The organism is Klebsiella sp. LTGPAF-6F, from assembly GCF_001753185.1.
Taxonomy (GTDB): Bacteria; Pseudomonadota; Gammaproteobacteria; order Enterobacterales; family Enterobacteriaceae; genus Klebsiella; species Klebsiella michiganensis.
In genome coordinates, this window is sequence record NZ_CP017450.1 from 4301711 (window position 1) to 4318550 (window position 16840).

14 protein-coding genes are annotated in these 16840 nt (G+C 56.3%); 10 read left to right on the forward strand and 4 right to left on the reverse strand.

The window, feature by feature from the left end; translation table 11 throughout:
* Positions 1–206: 206 nt before the first annotated feature.
* The 3 genes from fruA to fruB are packed head-to-tail and all read right to left on the reverse strand — an operon-like array spanning position 207 to position 3981.
* Positions 207–1895, reverse strand: coding sequence for a PTS fructose transporter subunit IIBC (gene fruA / locus BJF97_RS19990; protein ID WP_014230167.1), 1689 nt, complete (start codon positions 1893–1895; stop codon positions 207–209).
* A gap of 16 nt (positions 1896–1911) precedes the next feature.
* Complete coding sequence (gene fruK / locus BJF97_RS19995; RefSeq protein WP_004103928.1) at positions 1912–2850, reverse strand: 1-phosphofructokinase; 939 nt, start codon at positions 2848–2850, stop codon at positions 1912–1914.
* Complete coding sequence (gene fruB / locus BJF97_RS20000) at positions 2851–3981, reverse strand: fused PTS fructose transporter subunit IIA/HPr protein (RefSeq protein ID WP_004852698.1); 1131 nt, start codon at positions 3979–3981, stop codon at positions 2851–2853. It lies immediately after the preceding gene.
* Positions 3982–4312: 331 nt separating this feature from the next.
* On the opposite strand from fruB, the gene setB reads away from it, so the two are divergent.
* On the forward strand, positions 4313–5494 hold the full coding sequence (gene setB, locus BJF97_RS20005; RefSeq protein ID WP_014230169.1) for a sugar efflux transporter SetB: 1182 nt from the start codon (positions 4313–4315) through the stop codon (positions 5492–5494).
* 24 nt (positions 5495–5518) lie between these two features.
* On the opposite strand, the gene BJF97_RS20010 is transcribed toward setB, so the two are convergent.
* Entirely contained in the window at positions 5519–5770 is a 252-nt protein-coding gene (locus BJF97_RS20010; RefSeq protein ID WP_014230170.1) for a YkgJ family cysteine cluster protein, read from the reverse strand.
* Between the two features lie 148 nt (positions 5771–5918).
* Between BJF97_RS20010 and yeiP the strand changes: the two genes are divergently transcribed.
* The 9 genes from yeiP (at position 5919) to BJF97_RS20055 (ending at position 16840) form a co-directional block, all read left to right on the forward strand.
* Positions 5919–6491 carry an elongation factor P-like protein YeiP gene (gene yeiP / locus BJF97_RS20015; RefSeq protein ID WP_004122911.1) on the forward strand — a complete coding sequence of 191 codons (573 nt, stop codon included), beginning with the start codon at positions 5919–5921 and terminating at the stop codon, positions 6489–6491.
* Between the two features lie 283 nt (positions 6492–6774).
* Positions 6775–8241: a mannitol dehydrogenase family protein gene (locus tag BJF97_RS20020; RefSeq protein ID WP_014839067.1), complete on the forward strand. Its 1467-nt coding sequence runs from the start codon at positions 6775–6777 to the stop codon at positions 8239–8241.
* 118 nt (positions 8242–8359) lie between these two features.
* Positions 8360–9337, forward strand: a complete 978-nt coding sequence (locus BJF97_RS20025; RefSeq protein WP_014230172.1) for a CobW family GTP-binding protein — start codon at positions 8360–8362, stop codon at positions 9335–9337.
* Between the two features lie 35 nt (positions 9338–9372).
* Positions 9373–10086, forward strand: coding sequence for a phosphatase PAP2 family protein (locus BJF97_RS20030; protein WP_025106743.1), 714 nt, complete (start codon positions 9373–9375; stop codon positions 10084–10086).
* A 426-nt stretch (positions 10087–10512) separates the two neighbouring features.
* Entirely contained in the window at positions 10513–11082 is a 570-nt protein-coding gene (gene mepS / locus BJF97_RS20035; RefSeq protein ID WP_004122922.1) for a bifunctional murein DD-endopeptidase/murein LD-carboxypeptidase, read from the forward strand.
* A 190-nt stretch (positions 11083–11272) separates the two neighbouring features.
* Positions 11273–12835: a cyclic di-GMP phosphodiesterase gene (locus BJF97_RS20040; RefSeq protein ID WP_014839070.1), complete on the forward strand. Its 1563-nt coding sequence runs from the start codon at positions 11273–11275 to the stop codon at positions 12833–12835.
* A gap of 70 nt (positions 12836–12905) precedes the next feature.
* Positions 12906–14711 (forward strand): extracellular solute-binding protein, encoded by a 1806-nt coding sequence (locus BJF97_RS20045; protein ID WP_032693731.1) that lies wholly within the window; start codon positions 12906–12908, stop codon positions 14709–14711.
* Between the two features lie 9 nt (positions 14712–14720).
* On the forward strand, positions 14721–15815 hold the full coding sequence (locus BJF97_RS20050) for a microcin C ABC transporter permease YejB (protein WP_004122930.1): 1095 nt from the start codon (positions 14721–14723) through the stop codon (positions 15813–15815).
* Positions 15815–16840, forward strand: coding sequence for an ABC transporter permease (locus BJF97_RS20055; RefSeq protein WP_004852714.1), 1026 nt, complete (start codon positions 15815–15817; stop codon positions 16838–16840). The genes BJF97_RS20050 and BJF97_RS20055 overlap by 1 nt, the downstream gene beginning before the upstream one ends.

A 16840-nucleotide genomic window follows, 5' to 3' on the forward strand; every position in this document is an offset into this window, starting at 1 on the left:
ATGTTAAGCGCAATGTTTTTAAAGTAAAGAGGTCAGCAAGAGGGATTTCATATGAACATGAACAAAATCACAAAAAATGCCCCGTATGGTTTTTAAACAGTTTAAAAATGCGAAGGAGAGCACATACGGCAGGATGAGCGGGAGGAGATGAGGCATAAAAAAAGGGCAGAGAAGACTCTGCCCTTGAGAACGATTTAGTAGGTCGATCAGGCTGCTTTTTCGACTACCTGAACTTCAGGACGTTTCAGCACCGCGTAGGAGAGCCCTGCGACCAGCGTACCGACGACAATCGCCATCAAATAACCGAGTACCGGCGTAATCGCGCCAGGAATCAGCAGGACGAACAGACCGCCGTGCGGCGCCATCAGCTTAGCACCGACCGCCATGGACATCGCGCCGGTGACCGCGCCGCCAACGATACAGCAGGGCAGGACGCGCATCGGGTCGCGAGCAGCGAACGGAATCGCGCCTTCGGTGATAAAGCACAGGCCGAGAACCAGTGCGGCTTTACCGCCTTCCTGCTGCGCTTTGTCGAACTTGTTACGCGCAACCAGCGTCGCCAGACCCAGCGCCAGCGGTGGAACCATACCCGCCGCCATAATGGCCGCCATCGGCGCATAAGTTTGGGTGGACAGCAAGCCAACACCAAAGGCGTAGGCCGCTTTGTTCACCGGACCGCCCATGTCGGTACACATCATACCGCCGAGGATCGCACCGAGCAGAACCGCGTTTGCCGTGCCCATGGTTTGCAGCCAGTGGGTCAACGCTTCGAGGATCCCGGCAACGGGTTTACCAATCAGGTAAATCATCGCCAGACCTACGATCAGGCTGGAAACCAGTGGAATGATCAGGATTGGCTTCAGCGCCTCCATACTTTGCGGCAGTTTCAGCTTCGTACTGATCGCTTTCGCCACGTAACCGGCAAGGAAACCAGCGATGATACCGCCGATAAAGCCGGACCCGGTGCTTACCGCCAGCATACCGCCGATAAGACCCGGCGTCAGGCCCGGACGGTCAGCGATGGAGAAGGCGATAAAGCCCGCCAGTACCGGCACCATCAGCGCGAAGGCTGAGCCCCCACCGATTTGCATCAGCGCGGCGGCCAGGGTGTCTTTCACTTCAAAGGCTTTAATACCAAAAGCGAAGGAAAGCGCGATACACAGACCGCCCGCCACTACCATCGGCAGCATGTACGACACGCCGGTCAGCAGGTGGCGATAGGCGCCAGCGGACTCTTTTTTGCCTTCCGCCGCGGCCTGGGATTTACCCGCAGGCTGATACGGTTTCGCTTCAACAACGGCTTTATCCAGCTCCTGAGCGGTTTTCTTCAGCGCCAGACCGGTGGTGGTGCGATACATCGGCTTACCGGCAAATTTCGCCAGATCCACTTCGATATCGGCAGCCACCACTACCAGATCCGCCTGTTCAACTTCTTCCGGGGTGATTGCATTGCCCGCGCCCACGGAGCCGCGCGTTTCAACTTTCACCCACCAGCCGCGTTTTTTGGCTTCGGTTTCAATCGCTTCCGCCGCCATAAAGGTGTGCGCCACCCCGGTCGGACAGGCGGTGACCGCCACGATGCGTTTCGGACCGTTGGTCGCTGCAGGTACAGCGGCAGCGGCCGGGGCACTGTAAGGCGTTGCATGGCTTTTGGCCTCACCGAGGAACAGCTCCGGGTGCGCTACGGCGCGGTTAATATCGCCGAGATAGACCTTTTTGCCGTTCAGCGCGCTGTCGGCCGGCAGCGCCGTGCCCAGCACAATCGCCAGCTCAGCGTCGTTCGGGTTATCAATCAGTTCGAGTTGCGCTTTTTGCGCCGCAGTGCTTAACAGGGTCTTCGCCATATAGGCGCGAGCCTGTCCAAGCCCGGCATCAATAATCAGCAGCGTTTTCATTATGCCTCTCCTGCTGTTAATTAAAGGGTTGTAAGTCGACGCGCGCCATCATTGCGGCCAACTGGGTACGATCGGTAATACCGACATTGCTCTGACTCACCGCCAGCGCGGCAACTGCCGTTGCCAGGCGCAGCGTATGTTCGCTGGACTCACGCATCAACAGGCCATAAATCAGGCCGCCAACCATGGAGTCACCGGCGCCAACGGTGCTTACCACTTCAACGGAAGGCGGCTTGGCAATCCACTCACCGGATGCGTTAACCCACAGAGCGCCTTCTTCGCCAAGGGAGATAACCACGTGGGCAATTCCCTGCTCACGCAGCGCATGAGCGGCTTCAATCACATCTTTCATTTCAGGCAGCTTGCGGCCCGCCCAGATTTCCAGCTCGCGGCGGTTAGGTTTAACCAGCCACGGCGCCGCTTTCAGACCGGCAACCAGCGCTTCGCGGCTGCTGTCAAAAATGATGCACGGGCACTGGCTACGCAGACGGGTCATCCAGTCAGTGAACGCTTCCGGGCTGACGCCAGACGGCAGGCTACCGCTCACGCAAACCATATCGAACTGGCCCAGCCAGCTCAGGGAATCGTTAACAAAACGCTCCCAGTCGCCCGGCGTGACTTCAAAGCCGGAGAAGTTGAAATCGGTGACTTCGCCGTCTTTCTCCGTCAGCTTGACGTTGATACGGGTACGGCCCTGAACAACCTGAAAACGGTTAGCAATGCCCAGCTCGCTGAACAGCTGCTGAAAACCATCCTGATTGTCTTTACCGAGGAAACCGCCAACGGTGACGTCGATACCGAGATCTTTCAGCACTTTTGCAACGTTGATCCCCTTCCCTGCGGCGTGCAAACCGGTGGTGCGAACAAGGTTAACCTCACCGCGTTCAATTTCCGGGGTAAAACCCACCAGGTCATAGGCCGGGTTTAAAGTAATCGTTGCGACACGTCTGCTCATTTATGCGCCCTCCCCAAGGCCTGCGGCGATCGCTTCGCCAATCGCATCCAGCGCCTGCTGCGCATCTTCACCCTGCGCGGTAAAGCGCAAGCGGTGACCTTTTTTCACGCCCAGCGCCACGACCTTCATCAGGCTGCGGCCGTTGGCCGGCTTGCCCGAACCATCAAGGTTGGTGACGGTAATGTCGCTGGAGAATTGTTTAATAGTATTAACCAGCATCGTGCCGGGACGCGCGTGCAGCCCGTGCTCGTTGCGGATAACGTATTCCGCGCTGAGAACATCTTCCGCAATCGCGTCGTCGCTGGTCAGCAGCGCCAGCAGCGTGGCGCCATCAGCCTTCAGCAAACGGTCAGCTTTTTTGTCGAGCAGCAAATTGCTCAGGCGATTAAGCACGGCGGTCGGCTGGTCATCGGCCATCGCGACGGTGATCAGTAGAGAAACCGGCTGCTCATCGCTGGTAAAGGCGCTGGCCGCGCGGCTGACGGCAACGGCGCTGCGCAGGTTGCCTTCGGTGCTGTCGTTCAGCCAGATGCCCTGACCGAGGTTCAGCGGTTTATCATTAATCGTACGGCTAACAAAGGAAGCATCGACCGCGCCGGCTTCTTTCAGCCGAGCGGCATTCAGCGCCTGCAGGGTCAGCAGGTCGCTGGCGACAACGTCCAGGGTCAGCGTCTCGTTATCCAGCTTCAGCGCTTCGCTCTGCTTTTCACCCATCAACAGGGCGCGCAGCTCTTCAGCGGTCGTCGCGGACTTAAGTTGTTCAGCAACGGAGTCGTCGCTCAGCACGTGGGTCAGCTGACGCAGCAGCCCCAGGTGTTCATCCGAGCTGGCGGCGATACCGATGGCGACGTAGGCGGTTTGCCCTTCGCCCCAGGTCACGCCCTGCGGGAACTGATACACCTGAACGCCGGTTTTCAGTACCTGATCGCGGGTGTCGGTGGTACCGTGCGGAATCGCAATACCGTTGCCAAGGAAAGTGGAGGTTTGCTGCTCGCGAGCCAGCATCCCGTTGATGTAGCCGTCTGCCACGTTGCCCGCGCTGACCAGCGCGGAGGCAACCTGACGAATAGCCTCTTCTTTATTACCGGCCTGCTGACCGGGATGAATATCCTGCACAGATAACTGGAACATGGTTCTCCTCTCCTGCTGAATTGAATCGTTTCAGCTACTTTGAGAAAAAATGCGTCATCTACCTGCCGGAGAATCTCCCGATGACGCTGAAACGTTTCAAGAAGTCTGTACCTTTATTAGCCGCCAGGCAAGAAAAGTTCGTTTTCTGATAACAGAAGTTAGAGATACAGCACACTTTTGCTGAAGCGGGAGCGTCGAGGCCGGAAAAACTTCAGCTTTCTGCTGAAGTTTGATTTTGAAACATCTTTTTGATTTATTCGTGCCCTGGTACTGTTCATTTTCTGAGTGACGGCGTAAACTCCGCGACTCCTGAAAACCGATGAACGCCGACATGCAAAACAGTAGCGCCGCCCTGCCACGACGCGGGTTTGATTTCACCTCTTCCGCCTTTCTGATCGTCGCCTTCCTGACGGGTATCGCCGGGGCACTCCAGACGCCAACGCTGAGCCTGTTTCTGACAAACGAGGTTCACGTACGGCCGGCGATGGTCGGCTTCTTTTTTACCGGTAGCGCGGTGATCGGCATTCTGGTGAGCCAGTTCCTCGCCGGGCGTTCGGATCGCAAAGGCGACCGCAAGCGGCTGATTGTCTTCTGCTGCCTGATGGGCGTGCTGGCCTGCGTGCTCTTCGCCTGGAACCGTAACTACTTTATTTTGCTGTTCATCGGGGTATTTCTCAGCAGCTTCGGCTCCACCGCCAACCCGCAGATGTTTGCCCTCGCCCGCGAGCATGCGGACAAAACGGGCCGCGAGGCGGTCATGTTTAGCTCGATTCTGCGCGCTCAGGTATCGCTGGCATGGGTTATCGGACCGCCGCTGGCCTACGCGCTGGCCATGGGTTTTGGCTTTACGGTGATGTATCTCAGCGCGGCAGTTGCCTTTGTGGTCTGCGGCGCGATGGTCTGGTTTTTTCTTCCCAGCATGCGTAAAGAGCCGAAGATCGCTACGGGCCATCTTGAAGCGCCGCGCACCAACCGCCGCGACGCGCTGCTGCTGTTTATCATCTGTACGCTGATGTGGGGAATCAACAGCCTGTACATCATTAATATGCCGCTGTTTATCATCAATGAGCTGCATTTACCGGAGAAGCTGGCCGGGGTCATGATGGGCACCGCCGCCGGGCTGGAAATCCCGACCATGCTGATTGCGGGCTACTACGCCAAACGCTTCGGCAAGCGTTTCCTGATGCGCATCTCAGCGGTGGCCGGCGTGCTGTTTTACGTTGGCATGCTAACCGTCCATACCCCTGGACTACTGCTGGCCCTGCAGGCGCTGAACGCCATTTTTATCGGTATCCTGGCCGGTATCGGCATGCTCTATTTTCAGGATCTGATGCCCGGACAGGCGGGCGCGGCCACCACGCTTTATACCAATACCACGCGCGTTGGCTGGATTATCGCCGGTTCGCTGGCGGGAGTCGTTGCGGAAGTCTGGAGCTATCACGCCGTATTCTGGATTGCGCTGGTGATGGGGGTCGTCACTCAGGCCTGTCTGTGGCGTATTAAAGACGTTTAAGGGTATCCGCGCGGGCTTGCACCGTCACGAAGTGCTCAGCTCAAGATGAAGCAGCCAGGTCATGGCGTCTTCGCGATTGGTGGCGCACATTTCCGCTTCCGGCTTCAGGCTGGCGCACACTTTCGGCCTTAACGGCGAGCCAAAAATAGCGCAGAGATTATTTTGCGATAGCTGCACGCAGCGGGTGTTTGCCGGCTTGCCTTGCGGCATGCCCGGGATAGGGCTGGAGATAGAAGGAGCGATACAGCAAGCTCCGCATTCAGGGCGGCATTCCATAATCGACTCTTCCGATAACGCTTTTAGCAGCCCAGCCTAAACGTTTTACCTGAAGATAGCAAAACCGACGAATTCCACTTGCCTGAAAGGCCCGGCGCGAGTAGTTTTACGCGATATTTTCGACCCTTTAAGTGACAGGATTACCGCAATGCCAAGAGCGAATGAAATTAAAAAAGGTATGGTGCTGAATTACAACGGCAAACTGCTGATTGTTAAAAATATTGATATTCAGTCACCCAGCGCCCGCGGCGCAGCGACGCTGTACAAAATGCGTTTCTCCGATGTACGCACCGGCCTGAAAGTGGAAGAACGCTTCAAAGGCGACGACATCGTCGATACCGTCACCCTGACCCGCCGCTTCGTTGACTTCTCCTATATCGATGGCAACGAATACGTCTTTATGGATAAAGAAGATTACACCCCGTATATCTTCACCAAAGAGCAGATCGAAGAAGAGCTGCTGTTTATGCCGGAAGGCGGCATGCCGGATATGCAGGTTCTGACCTGGGACGGCCAGCTGCTGGCGCTGGAACTGCCGCAGACCGTGGATCTCGAAATCGTTGAGACGGCGCCGGGTATCAAAGGCGCATCCGCAAGCGCCCGTAACAAACCGGCGACGCTGAGCACCGGCCTTGTTGTTCAGGTGCCTGAATACCTGAGCGCGGGAGAGCGTATCCGCATCCATATCGAAGAGAGCCGCTACATGGGCCGCGCGGACTAAACTCCGCGTTTGCAATATCCAGGAGGGCAGCCAGCGGCTGTCCTTTTTATTAGCCCCTTATCCGCAATCTCCCCCTCCGCCAAAAGCTGTTATACCAATAATGGCGAGGTTACTACTAATCTCACCGGCTCTCTCCGCATACTTTGCGACCTGACCGTTTACCGCGACAGAATTGCATGATCAAGCTCACATTAAGCGGATAAATAAGGCTCACCAATTTAATTTGTTGTCATATATCTTTACACTGGCTATGTTAATTATTGGTTAATCAGGTGTGTTAAGAATGACAACCATTGCGACAGTCACGCTGCCGGAAGGCGTACAGCTTCCTCGATACGATCGCAGTCAGCTGCGTTCGCGTATTGTGCATTTCGGTTTTGGCGCGTTTCATCGCGCGCACCAGGCCCTTCTCACCGATCGGGTGCTCAACGCCGGCGGCGGAGACTGGGGGATTTGTGAGATTAGCCTGTTCAGCGGCGATCGGCTGATGAGCCAGCTTCGCCAGCAGGACCACCTGTTTACCGTGCTGGAAAAAGGCGCCGAGGGCAATCAGCCGATTGTTGTCGGCGCCGTTCATGAGTGTCTGAATGCGAAACTGGATTCGCTGGCCGCCATTATTGAGAAATTTTGCGAACCGCAGGTCGCCATTGTCTCTCTGACCATCACCGAGAAGGGCTACTGCATCGATCCGGCCAGCGGCCAGCTGGATATGACGCAGCCGCGCATTATTCACGATCTGCAAAATCCGACGCTGCCGCAATCGGTTCCCGGCATTCTGGTGGAAGCGCTGGCGCGCCGCCGACAGCGGGGGCTACCGCCGTTTACCGTCCTCTCCTGCGATAATATTCCCGATAATGGACATGTGGTAAAAAACGCCGTGCTGGGAATGGCCGAAAAACGGGCCCCCGAGCTGGCGCAGTGGATTGCCGAACACGTCAGCTTTCCCGGTACCATGGTTGACCGCATCGTGCCCGCCGCCACCGATGAGTCGCTGGCAGAAATTAGCGCGACGCTAGGCGTGGAAGACCCCTGCGCAATCAGCTGCGAACCCTTTATCCAGTGGGTCATTGAAGATAACTTTGTTGCCGGTCGCCCGGACTGGGAAACCGCGGGCGTCCAGATGACCGATGACGTTTTACCGTGGGAACAAATGAAGCTACGGATGCTCAACGGTAGCCACTCGTTTCTCGCCTGGCTTGGCTATCTGGCTGGCCATGCGCACATTAGCGACTGCATGCAGGATCCGATTTTCCGCAGCGCCGCCTACCGCCTGATGCTTGACGAACAGGCGCCGACCTTATCCATTCAGGGCGTTGACCTGACGGCGTACGCTGACAGCCTGATCGAGCGCTTCAGCAACCCGGCGCTGAAGCATCGCACCTGGCAAATCGCCATGGACGGTAGCCAGAAGCTGCCGCAACGTATGCTTGAGGGTATTCGCGTCCATCTCGCTCGGGGCAGCCGCTGGCCGCTGCTGGCGCTCGGCGTGGCCGGCTGGATGCGCTACGTCAGCGGTATTGACGATGCCGGAAATGCGATTGATATTCGCGATCCGCTGGCCGATAAGATGCAGAAACGGGTTGCTGCCAGCGATGAACACCAGCGCGTGGCGGCCCTGCTTACGCTGGAAGAGATCTTTGGCCGCGACCTGCCGCAGAACCCGCAGTTTGTCGCTCATATCACCGCCGCATGGCATCAGCTCGCCGCTTTTGGCGCGCGTCAGGCGATTGCCGGCACGCTGAACGCTTAACAATTTCTGCCTTTTAGCGGACAGATCCTCCTTCTGTCCGCGGTAGGACTTCTCTTTTCCCCTTTTTTTCGTCAGGATAGCGTAACTGTTACAACATTACATTTATCCTGGAGAAAAAGTGACCAAAACCAATTTGATCACGGGGTTTCTCGGCAGCGGCAAGACGACGTCGATTCTGCATCTGCTGGCCCATAAGCCCGCGGATGAAAAATGGGCCGTGCTGGTCAACGAGTTTGGTGAAGTGGGCATTGACGGCGCGCTGCTGGCGGAAAGCGGCGCGCTGCTCAAAGAGATCCCCGGCGGCTGCATGTGCTGCGTGAACGGTCTGCCGATGCAGGTCGGGCTCAACACCCTGCTGCGCCAGGGCAAACCCGATCGCCTGCTGATTGAACCCACCGGGCTTGGCCATCCTAAACAGATCCTCGATATGCTGACCGCCGCAATATACGAGCCGTGGATCGACCTGCGCGCCACCTTATGCGTGCTGGATCCGCGCCAGCTGCTGGACGAAAAAATTGTGACCAACGACAACTTTCGCGACCAGCTGGCCGCCGCTGACGTCATTATCAGTAATAAAGCCGACCGCGCAACGGAGGAAAGCCAACGCGCATTCGCCGCCTGGTGGCAGACCTATGCCGGCGATCGGCGGTTCGTCAGCGCCACGCGGGGGAATATCGACCCGGCACTGCTTGATTTGCCGCGCCGCAATCTTGCGCCGCTTCCCGCCAGCCCCGAACACGCGCACGGCCACGGGCAGAAACAGGGCCTTGCGGCACTGAGCCTCCCTGCCCATCAGCGCTGGCGTCGCAGCCTCAATAGCGGCCAGGGCTATCACGCCTGCGGCTGGATTTTTGACGCCGAAACCGTTTTCGACACCGTGGCCCTGCTCGAATGGGCGCGCCTGGCGCCGGTCGGGCGTGTAAAAGGCGTGATGCGCATCGCGGAAGGAGTGGTACGCATCAACCGCCAGCAGCGCGATCTGCATATTGAGACGCAGAACGTTTCTCCCCCCGATAGCCGTATCGAGCTGATTGCCGATACCGAAACGGACTGGAACGCACTGCAGGCCTCCTTGTTGAGGATTCGTTTAAGTTAAGACGGCTATGGTTGCCGTCGTTTACCCAACACACGATAGTTATGATTAAAAATCGAATTCCCCTAATCCTGCTGCTGAACGCGGCGGGTGTTGCGCTTTTTTGTTCATGGTACCTTCCCGTTAACCATGGTTTCTGGAATCCGCTGGACTCAGCGATCTTCTATTTCTTTAACCATCTGGTTGGCGTGAGCACCGCTTACACCTGGCTGCTGGCGATTATCAACAACCGCGCATTTGATGCCTGCTCGCTACTGGCAATGGGCAGCCTGATGCTAAGCTTCTGGTTCAAAGAGCAGAGCGCCGGACGCCGCCGGGTGATTATCATCGGCCTGGCGATGCTGCTGGCCGCCGTCATCATCAATCAGCTTGCCCAGCACCTGATGCCGGTTAAGCGCGCCAGCCCTTCGCTCTCTTTTACCGATATCACCAAAGTGAGCGATGTGATCTCCTTCCCCACTAAAGATGCGTCTAAAGATAGCTTTCCAGGCGATCACGGTATGATGCTGCTGATTTTTGCCTCATTTATGTGGCGCTATTTTGGTCGCCGGGCGTTTGCCATCGCGCTGGTCATATTCGTGGTGTTCGCTTTTCCACGCGTAATGATTGGCGCTCACTGGTTTACCGATATTGCCGTCGGCTCATTAACGGCGGTACTCATTGGCGCCCCCTGGGTATTGATGACCCCGCTGAGTGATAATGTCATTGCGTTATTTGAGCGTTATCTTCCGGGTAGAAAAACTAAAAATTAAATCTATCTTTACAATTAATTAATATCATTCATAAGGGATCGTTCTGGGTCCCTTTTTTTGTCCGCGCGTTTTTTCTCATCCGGCATCATCTTCCCGTCATAGTAATCATGTTAGAAATGAGTAAATTGCGTATTTTTTACCCATTGCTGTCGCTATTTTGCCCTTTGCCGATGATTCACTTTTTGTCGCAAAAATACTTATAAGAAAATGCGTAAAACCGCTCGCCATCCCCCGGTTGATCGGGTAACCTCAATCTCGTTTTGCCTCGTCAGCGACATCAATTCAGAGAATGAATAAATTTGTGCGTCAGTCCACAGTTTTATGCTTACGGAATTGTCTCATTGCGACCAGGTAATTAGGCTCTAACACGTTTGGCATTTTTTATAACGACATTGTCGTTAAGGACAACAAGGGATAACACACAGCATGGTCAAATCTCAGCCGATTTTGAGATATATCTTGCGGGTCGCCCCCGCGATTGCAGTTGCGGTTCTGCTTTCCGCGTGTAGTTCAAATAGTACCGCCAGGAATATGCATTCTGAGACGCTTGCTGTGGGTAGTGGCGATTTATCATCACTGCAAGCCTCTCAGGATGAATTTGAAACAATGGTCCGCAACCTGGACGTTAAGTCCCGCTTGATGGATCAATATGCCAGCTGGAAGGGCGTGCGTTACCGCCTCGGCGGCAGCACCCGTAAAGGCATCGATTGTTCCGCCTTTGTGCAACGGACTTTCCGCGAACAGTTTGGCCTGGAACTGCCGCGCTCGACTTCAGAGCAGCAGGATTCCGGAAAATCGATCAGCCGCGCGCAGCTGCGCACCGGTGATTTAGTTCTGTTCCGTGCAGGTTCTACGGGCCGCCATGTAGGGATCTACATCGGCAACAATCAGTTTGTTCATGCTTCCACCAGCAGCGGTGTGACGATTTCAAGCATGGATGAGCCGTACTGGAAAAAGCGCTATAACGAAGCGCGACGCGTTCTGAGCCGTTCGTAATCGTCTTCTGCCGTTGGTTAATCCCTTGGCCAACGAAAGAAATAAAAAAAACACTGCCGAGGCGGTGTTTTTTTTTGCTCGCCAGCCAGGAAACTTCGTAAAATAAGCGATGTCTTTAAGCAGGGATAGAAAAAGCGATTTCTATCAGCCCCCTGGCGCAAATCAACAATACGGACTGACTATATAGCCTATGCCTACCCGTCATCTCGCTCCCCGGCGAAAAATCTGGCTGACCAGCATATGTGTTGGAATAGCCGTCGCCCTGCTGGCCGGTAGCATCCAGTTTATGGTGATTTATCACAACCGTGCGGAGCGTTTCGACGCCATTATTCACAACGTTCATACGTATCTGCAGGACTACTTTCACGATTTGAATCAGACGATTCAGGGCATGCAGCCGCTGGTCGATCAACCCTGTGAAAACGTTGCCTCAGGCTTAACCGCCCATGCGGCATTCAGCCCGAACGTCCGCGCCATCCTGCTGGTCAAAAATGGCCTTGCGTTTTGCTCCTCCGCCACAGGCGCTATGAACACGCCCTTAACCCAGCTCATTCCGCAGCTTAATCTTACTCAAGCGGTCGATATGGCGATTCTGCCCGGGACGCCAATGATGCCGAAAAGCGCCGCGCTGGCGCTGTGGGTCCGCAGCCCACACGGCGGGAAAGACGGTATTTTTGTCTCGATTAATGCCAACCTGACGCCCTATATTCTCTACTCAGCCCGACAGAATGATTTCAGCGGCCTGGCGCTGGCCATTAAGGACACCGCCATTTCCACCTTCAGCAACCAACTTATCGACCCGCAGACGCTGCTCTCGCCGCCCATTCGCCAGACGCAAATCGACGGCCTGCCGCTGAAGGTTTATCTCTACGCGAACAGCTGGCTGGCGGAGAATACGCAGTTTGCTCTGCTGCTGGGCGTCGTGTGCGGGCTGCTGGCCGGGCTTTTAAGCTACTACATCCTGACGATTAAATCGGACCCGCGCAAAGAGCTGCTGCTGGCGATCAAAAACGATCAGTTCTATGTGGTTTATCAACCGGTGGTGAGGTCAGAGACGCTGCGCATCAGCGGCGTTGAGGTGCTGATGCGCTGGCGACATCCCGTGGCCGGCGAGATCCCTCCCGATGTGTTTATCAACCTTGCTGAAACCCAACAGATCATTATTCCGCTCACCCGCCATCTGTTAAAACTGATTGCGCAGGATGCGCCTGTTCTGCAAACGCTCCTGCCCGCAGGGAGCAAGCTGGGAATAAATATCTCCCCCCTTCATCTGCACGCAGGCAGCTTTCAGCAGGACCTTCAGCACTTCGCCGCCGCCATGCCGGCCGGCCATTTTAGCGTGGTGCTGGAGATCACCGAGCGCGCGATGATCGATAAGAATCGCTCCTTAGGGAACTTCGACTGGCTGCACGAACAGGGCTTTGAAATTGCGATTGATGATTTTGGTACCGGCCATAGCGCGCTAATCTATCTGGAGCGCTATAACTTTGATTACCTGAAGATAGACCGCGGCTTCGTGCAGGCTATCGGCACTGAGACCGTCACCTCGCCGGTGCTTGATGCCGTTATCACCCTGAGCCGCCGCCTGAAGCTCACCACGGTCGCTGAAGGGGTGGAAACGCAGGAACAAGCGGAATGGCTGCGCGACCACGGGGTAAACTATTTACAGGGCTACTGGTTAAGCCGGCCGCTGACGCTGGACGCGCTGATCGCCGCCCATGATGAACCGGCGAAATATTTCACAAGCCGCTAAGGGTCCTTTATTATTTGCTATCAAAGGTCAGACCGCTTCAGGTCTGGCATTGGAGGGCGACATCCTGGTTATTTTTGCACGCATCAGCCTGATCCTGCTGACCTTATTTAGCCTGCAGAGCCAGGCGCAAACGATTAAAGAGAGCGACAGGTTCGCTATTATCGGCGAACCGAAATACGCCGCGGGCTTTGACCATTACGATTATGCCAACCCCGCCGCGCCTAAAGGCGGGGCGATTACCCTCGCGGCCATCGGTACTTTTGATAATTTCAACCGCTACGCCATGCGCGGCAACCCCGGTATTCGTACCGAAAGCTTATACGACACGCTATTCACCACCTCTGATGATGAGCCCGGCAGCTACTATCCGCTGATCGCCGAGGATACGCGCTATGCCGATGATTTTTCATGGATGGAGATCGCGCTCAATCCCCGCGCCCGCTATCACGATGGCAGCCCCGTCACCGCCAGCGATGTCGCGTTTACCTTCCAGAAGTTTATGACCGAAGGGGTGCCGCAGTTTCGCCTCTATTATAAAGGCACCACCGTAAAAGCCATCGCTCCGCTCACCGTACGCATTGATTTAGCCAAACCGGGCAAAGAGAACATGCTTAGCCTGATGACGCTGCCCGTCATGCCGGAAAAATTCTGGAAAAACCATAAACTCAGCGACCCGCTATCCGCCCCACCGCTGGCCAGCGGCCCGTATCGCATCACCGCCTGGCGCATGGGCCAGTACATTACCTACTCGCGGGTTAAGGACTACTGGGCCGCCGACTTACCGGTCAACCGCGGGCGCTGGAATTTCGATACGCTGCGCTACGACTATTACCTGGACGACAACGTCGCTTTCGAAGCCTTTAAGGCCGGCGCCGTCGACCGTCGCGAAGAGAACGTTGCCAAGAACTGGGCTACCCGCTACGTCGGGCGCAATTTTACCCACGGCTATATCGTTAAAGATGAATACACCAACACCTCGGCGCAGAATACGCAGTGGCTGGCCTTTAACATTCAGCGCCCGGTATTTTCCGACCGCCGGGTACGCGAAGCCATTACCCTCGCCTTTGATTTTGAATGGATGAATAAGGCGCTGTTTTATCACTCCTACAGCCGCGCCAACAGCTTCTTTCAGAATACCGAATACGCGGCGCGCGATTATCCGGATGCCGACGAGCTGGCGCTGTTAACGCCGCTGAAAAAAGAGATCCCGGCCGAAGTTTTCACGCAGATATACCGCCCCCCGGTTTCCAGCGGCGATGGTTTCGAACGCGCAAACTTGCTGAAGGCGGATGCCATCCTTAACCAGGCGGGATGGATAGTGAAAAACCAGCGGCGGGTTAATGCGAAAAGCGGCAAACCGTTACGCTTTGAGCTGCTGCTTCCTTCCGGCAGCAGCGATCGCTGGGTCCTGCCCTTCCAGCACAACCTCCAGCGGCTCGGCATCGTCATGGATATTCGCCAGGTCGACAACTCCCAGTACAGTAACCGCAAGCGCAGCCGGGATTACGACATGATGCCCAACGTCTGGCGCGCCACGCCCTGGCCCGGCACCGACCTGCAAGTCTCCTGGGACTCCGAATATATTAACTCCAGCTATAACGCCTCAGGGGTACAAAGCCCGGCCGTCGACCGGCTCATCGCGCAGATTATTCGCTGGCAGGGTAATAAAGAAAAGCTGCTGCCGCTGGGCCGGGCTCTCGACCGCGTGCTGACCTGGAACTATTACATGCTGCCGATGTGGTATATGGCGCAGGACCGAACCGCATACTGGGACAAATTCTCCTTCCCGCAGACCCGCGCGGTCTACTCCTCCGGTTTCGAAAACTGGTGGTACGACGCAAGCAAAGCGGCCAGACTCCCCGCGGACAGACGCTAAGGAATTAAGATGGGTGCATATCTGCTCCGCCGACTACTGCTCATCATCCCCACCCTGTGGGCGATTATCACCATTAACTTTTTTATTGTGCAGATCGCGCCCGGCGGTCCGGTCGATCAGGCGATTGCGGCGATTGAGTTCGGCGACCGCGGCGGCTTGCCCGGCGCCGGAGATGGCGGCATGGCCGCCAGCCATGCGCGTACCGGGGTCAGCAACATCAGCGATGGGCACTATCGCGGCGGGCGCGGGCTGGACCCGGAGGTGATTGCCGAGATAACCCACCGCTACGGCTTTGATAAGCCGCTGCACGAGCGTTATTTTAAAATGCTCGGTGATTATCTGCGCTTTGATTTTGGCGATAGCCTGTTTCGCAGCTCATCGGTACTGCAGCTGATTAAAGACAGCCTGCCGGTCTCAATCACCCTGGGCCTGTGGAGTACGCTCATCATCTATCTGGTGTCGATTCCGTTGGGGATCCGTAAAGCGGTCAGCAACGGCAGCCATTTTGACGTCTGGAGCAGTACGCTGATTATTATCGGCTATGCCATCCCGGCGTTCCTGTTTGCCATTTTGCTGATCGTTATCTTTGCCGGCGGCAGCTATTTCGATCTCTTTCCGCTGCGCGGGCTGGTGTCAGCCAACTTCGACAGCCTGCCCTGGTACCAAAAAATCCTCGACTATCTCTGGCATATCACCCTACCGGTGCTGGCAACGGTGATCGGCGGTTTTGCCGCCCTCACGATGCTGACCAAAAACAGCTTTCTTGATGAAATCCGCAAGCAGTACGTGGTTACCGCACGCGCCAAGGGCGTCAGCGAAAAGCAGATCCTTTGGGGCCACGTGTTTCGTAACGCGATGCTGCTGGTGATTGCCGGTTTCCCGGCCACCTTTATCAGTATGTTTTTTACCGGCTCGCTGCTGATTGAGGTGATGTTCTCGCTAAACGGACTGGGACTGTTGGGCTATGAGGCCACCGTATCTCGCGATTACCCGGTCATGTTCGGCACGCTCTATATTTTTACTCTGATTGGCCTGCTGCTGAATATCATCAGCGATATCAGCTATACGCTGGTCGATCCGCGAATCGATTTTGAGGGCCGCTAATGTCATTTTTTAGTCCCGTCAATCAGGCCCGCTGGGCGCGTTTTCGCCACAACCGCCGCGGCTACTGGTCGCTATGGCTCTTTTTAGCGCTTTTCGCCTGTAGCCTGTGCGCAGAGCTTATTGCTAACGATAAGCCGCTGCTGGTTCAGTACCGCGGCAGCTTCTACGTTCCGCTCCTGAAAAACTACAGTGAGACCACCTTCGGCGGCAGCTTTGCCACCGCCGCCGACTATCAGGACCCGTGGCTGCAAAAACGGCTGGCGGATAACGGCTGGGCCCTGTGGGCGCCGGTTCGTTTCGGCGCGACGACCATTAATTTCGCCACCGACGCGCCCTTCCCTTCGCCGCCGTCAGGACAGAACTGGCTGGGCACCGATGCCAACGGCGGGGACGTGCTGGCGCGTATTCTGTACGGCACGCGCATTTCCATTCTCTTTGGACTGCTGCTGACCTTCTTCTCCAGCGTACTGGGGGTGATGGCCGGCGCCGTTCAGGGGTATTACGGCGGGAAGATTGACCTCTGGGGGCAGCGGTTTATCGAAGTCTGGTCGGGAATGCCGACGCTGTTTTTGATTATCCTGCTCTCAAGCGTTGTACAGGCCAACTTCTGGTGGCTGCTGGCCATTACCGTGCTGTTCGGCTGGATGACGCTGGTCGGCGTGGTCCGGGCTGAGTTCCTGCGCACCCGTAACTATGATTATATCCGCGCCGCGCAGGCGCTCGGCGTCAGCGATCGCGCCATTATTCTGCGCCATATGCTGCCTAACGCCATGGTCGCCACCCTGACCTTCCTGCCGTTCATTCTGTGCAGTTCGATAACCACCCTGACCTCGCTCGATTTCCTCGGCTTTGGCCTGCCGCTGGGCTCCCCTTCGCTGGGCGAACTGCTGTTGCAGGGTAAAAACAACCTGCAGGCGCCCTGGCTGGGCATCGCCGCCTTTCTGTCGGTGGCGGTACTGCTGACGTTATTGATTTTTATTGGTGAAGCGGTTCGCGACGCCTTTGACCCAAGCAAGGCGGTGTAG

Coding starts and splice junctions, on each gene's coding strand:
- fruA (WP_014230167.1), bottom strand. CDS start 1,895: ATGAAAACGCTGCTGATTATTGATGCCGGGCTTGGACAGGCTCGCGCC.
- BJF97_RS20040 (WP_014839070.1), top strand. CDS start 11,273: ATGCCTACCCGTCATCTCGCTCCCCGGCGAAAAATCTGGCTGACCAGC.
- fruK (WP_004103928.1), bottom strand. CDS start 2,850: ATGAGCAGACGTGTCGCAACGATTACTTTAAACCCGGCCTATGACCTG.
- BJF97_RS20020 (WP_014839067.1), top strand. CDS start 6,775: ATGACAACCATTGCGACAGTCACGCTGCCGGAAGGCGTACAGCTTCCT.
- yeiP (WP_004122911.1), top strand. CDS start 5,919: ATGCCAAGAGCGAATGAAATTAAAAAAGGTATGGTGCTGAATTACAAC.
- BJF97_RS20055 (WP_004852714.1), top strand. CDS start 15,815: ATGTCATTTTTTAGTCCCGTCAATCAGGCCCGCTGGGCGCGTTTTCGC.
- fruB (WP_004852698.1), bottom strand. CDS start 3,981: ATGTTCCAGTTATCTGTGCAGGATATTCATCCCGGTCAGCAGGCCGGT.
- setB (WP_014230169.1), top strand. CDS start 4,313: ATGCAAAACAGTAGCGCCGCCCTGCCACGACGCGGGTTTGATTTCACC.
- BJF97_RS20050 (WP_004122930.1), top strand. CDS start 14,721: ATGGGTGCATATCTGCTCCGCCGACTACTGCTCATCATCCCCACCCTG.
- BJF97_RS20010 (WP_014230170.1), bottom strand. CDS start 5,770: ATGGAATGCCGCCCTGAATGCGGAGCTTGCTGTATCGCTCCTTCTATC.
- mepS (WP_004122922.1), top strand. CDS start 10,513: ATGGTCAAATCTCAGCCGATTTTGAGATATATCTTGCGGGTCGCCCCC.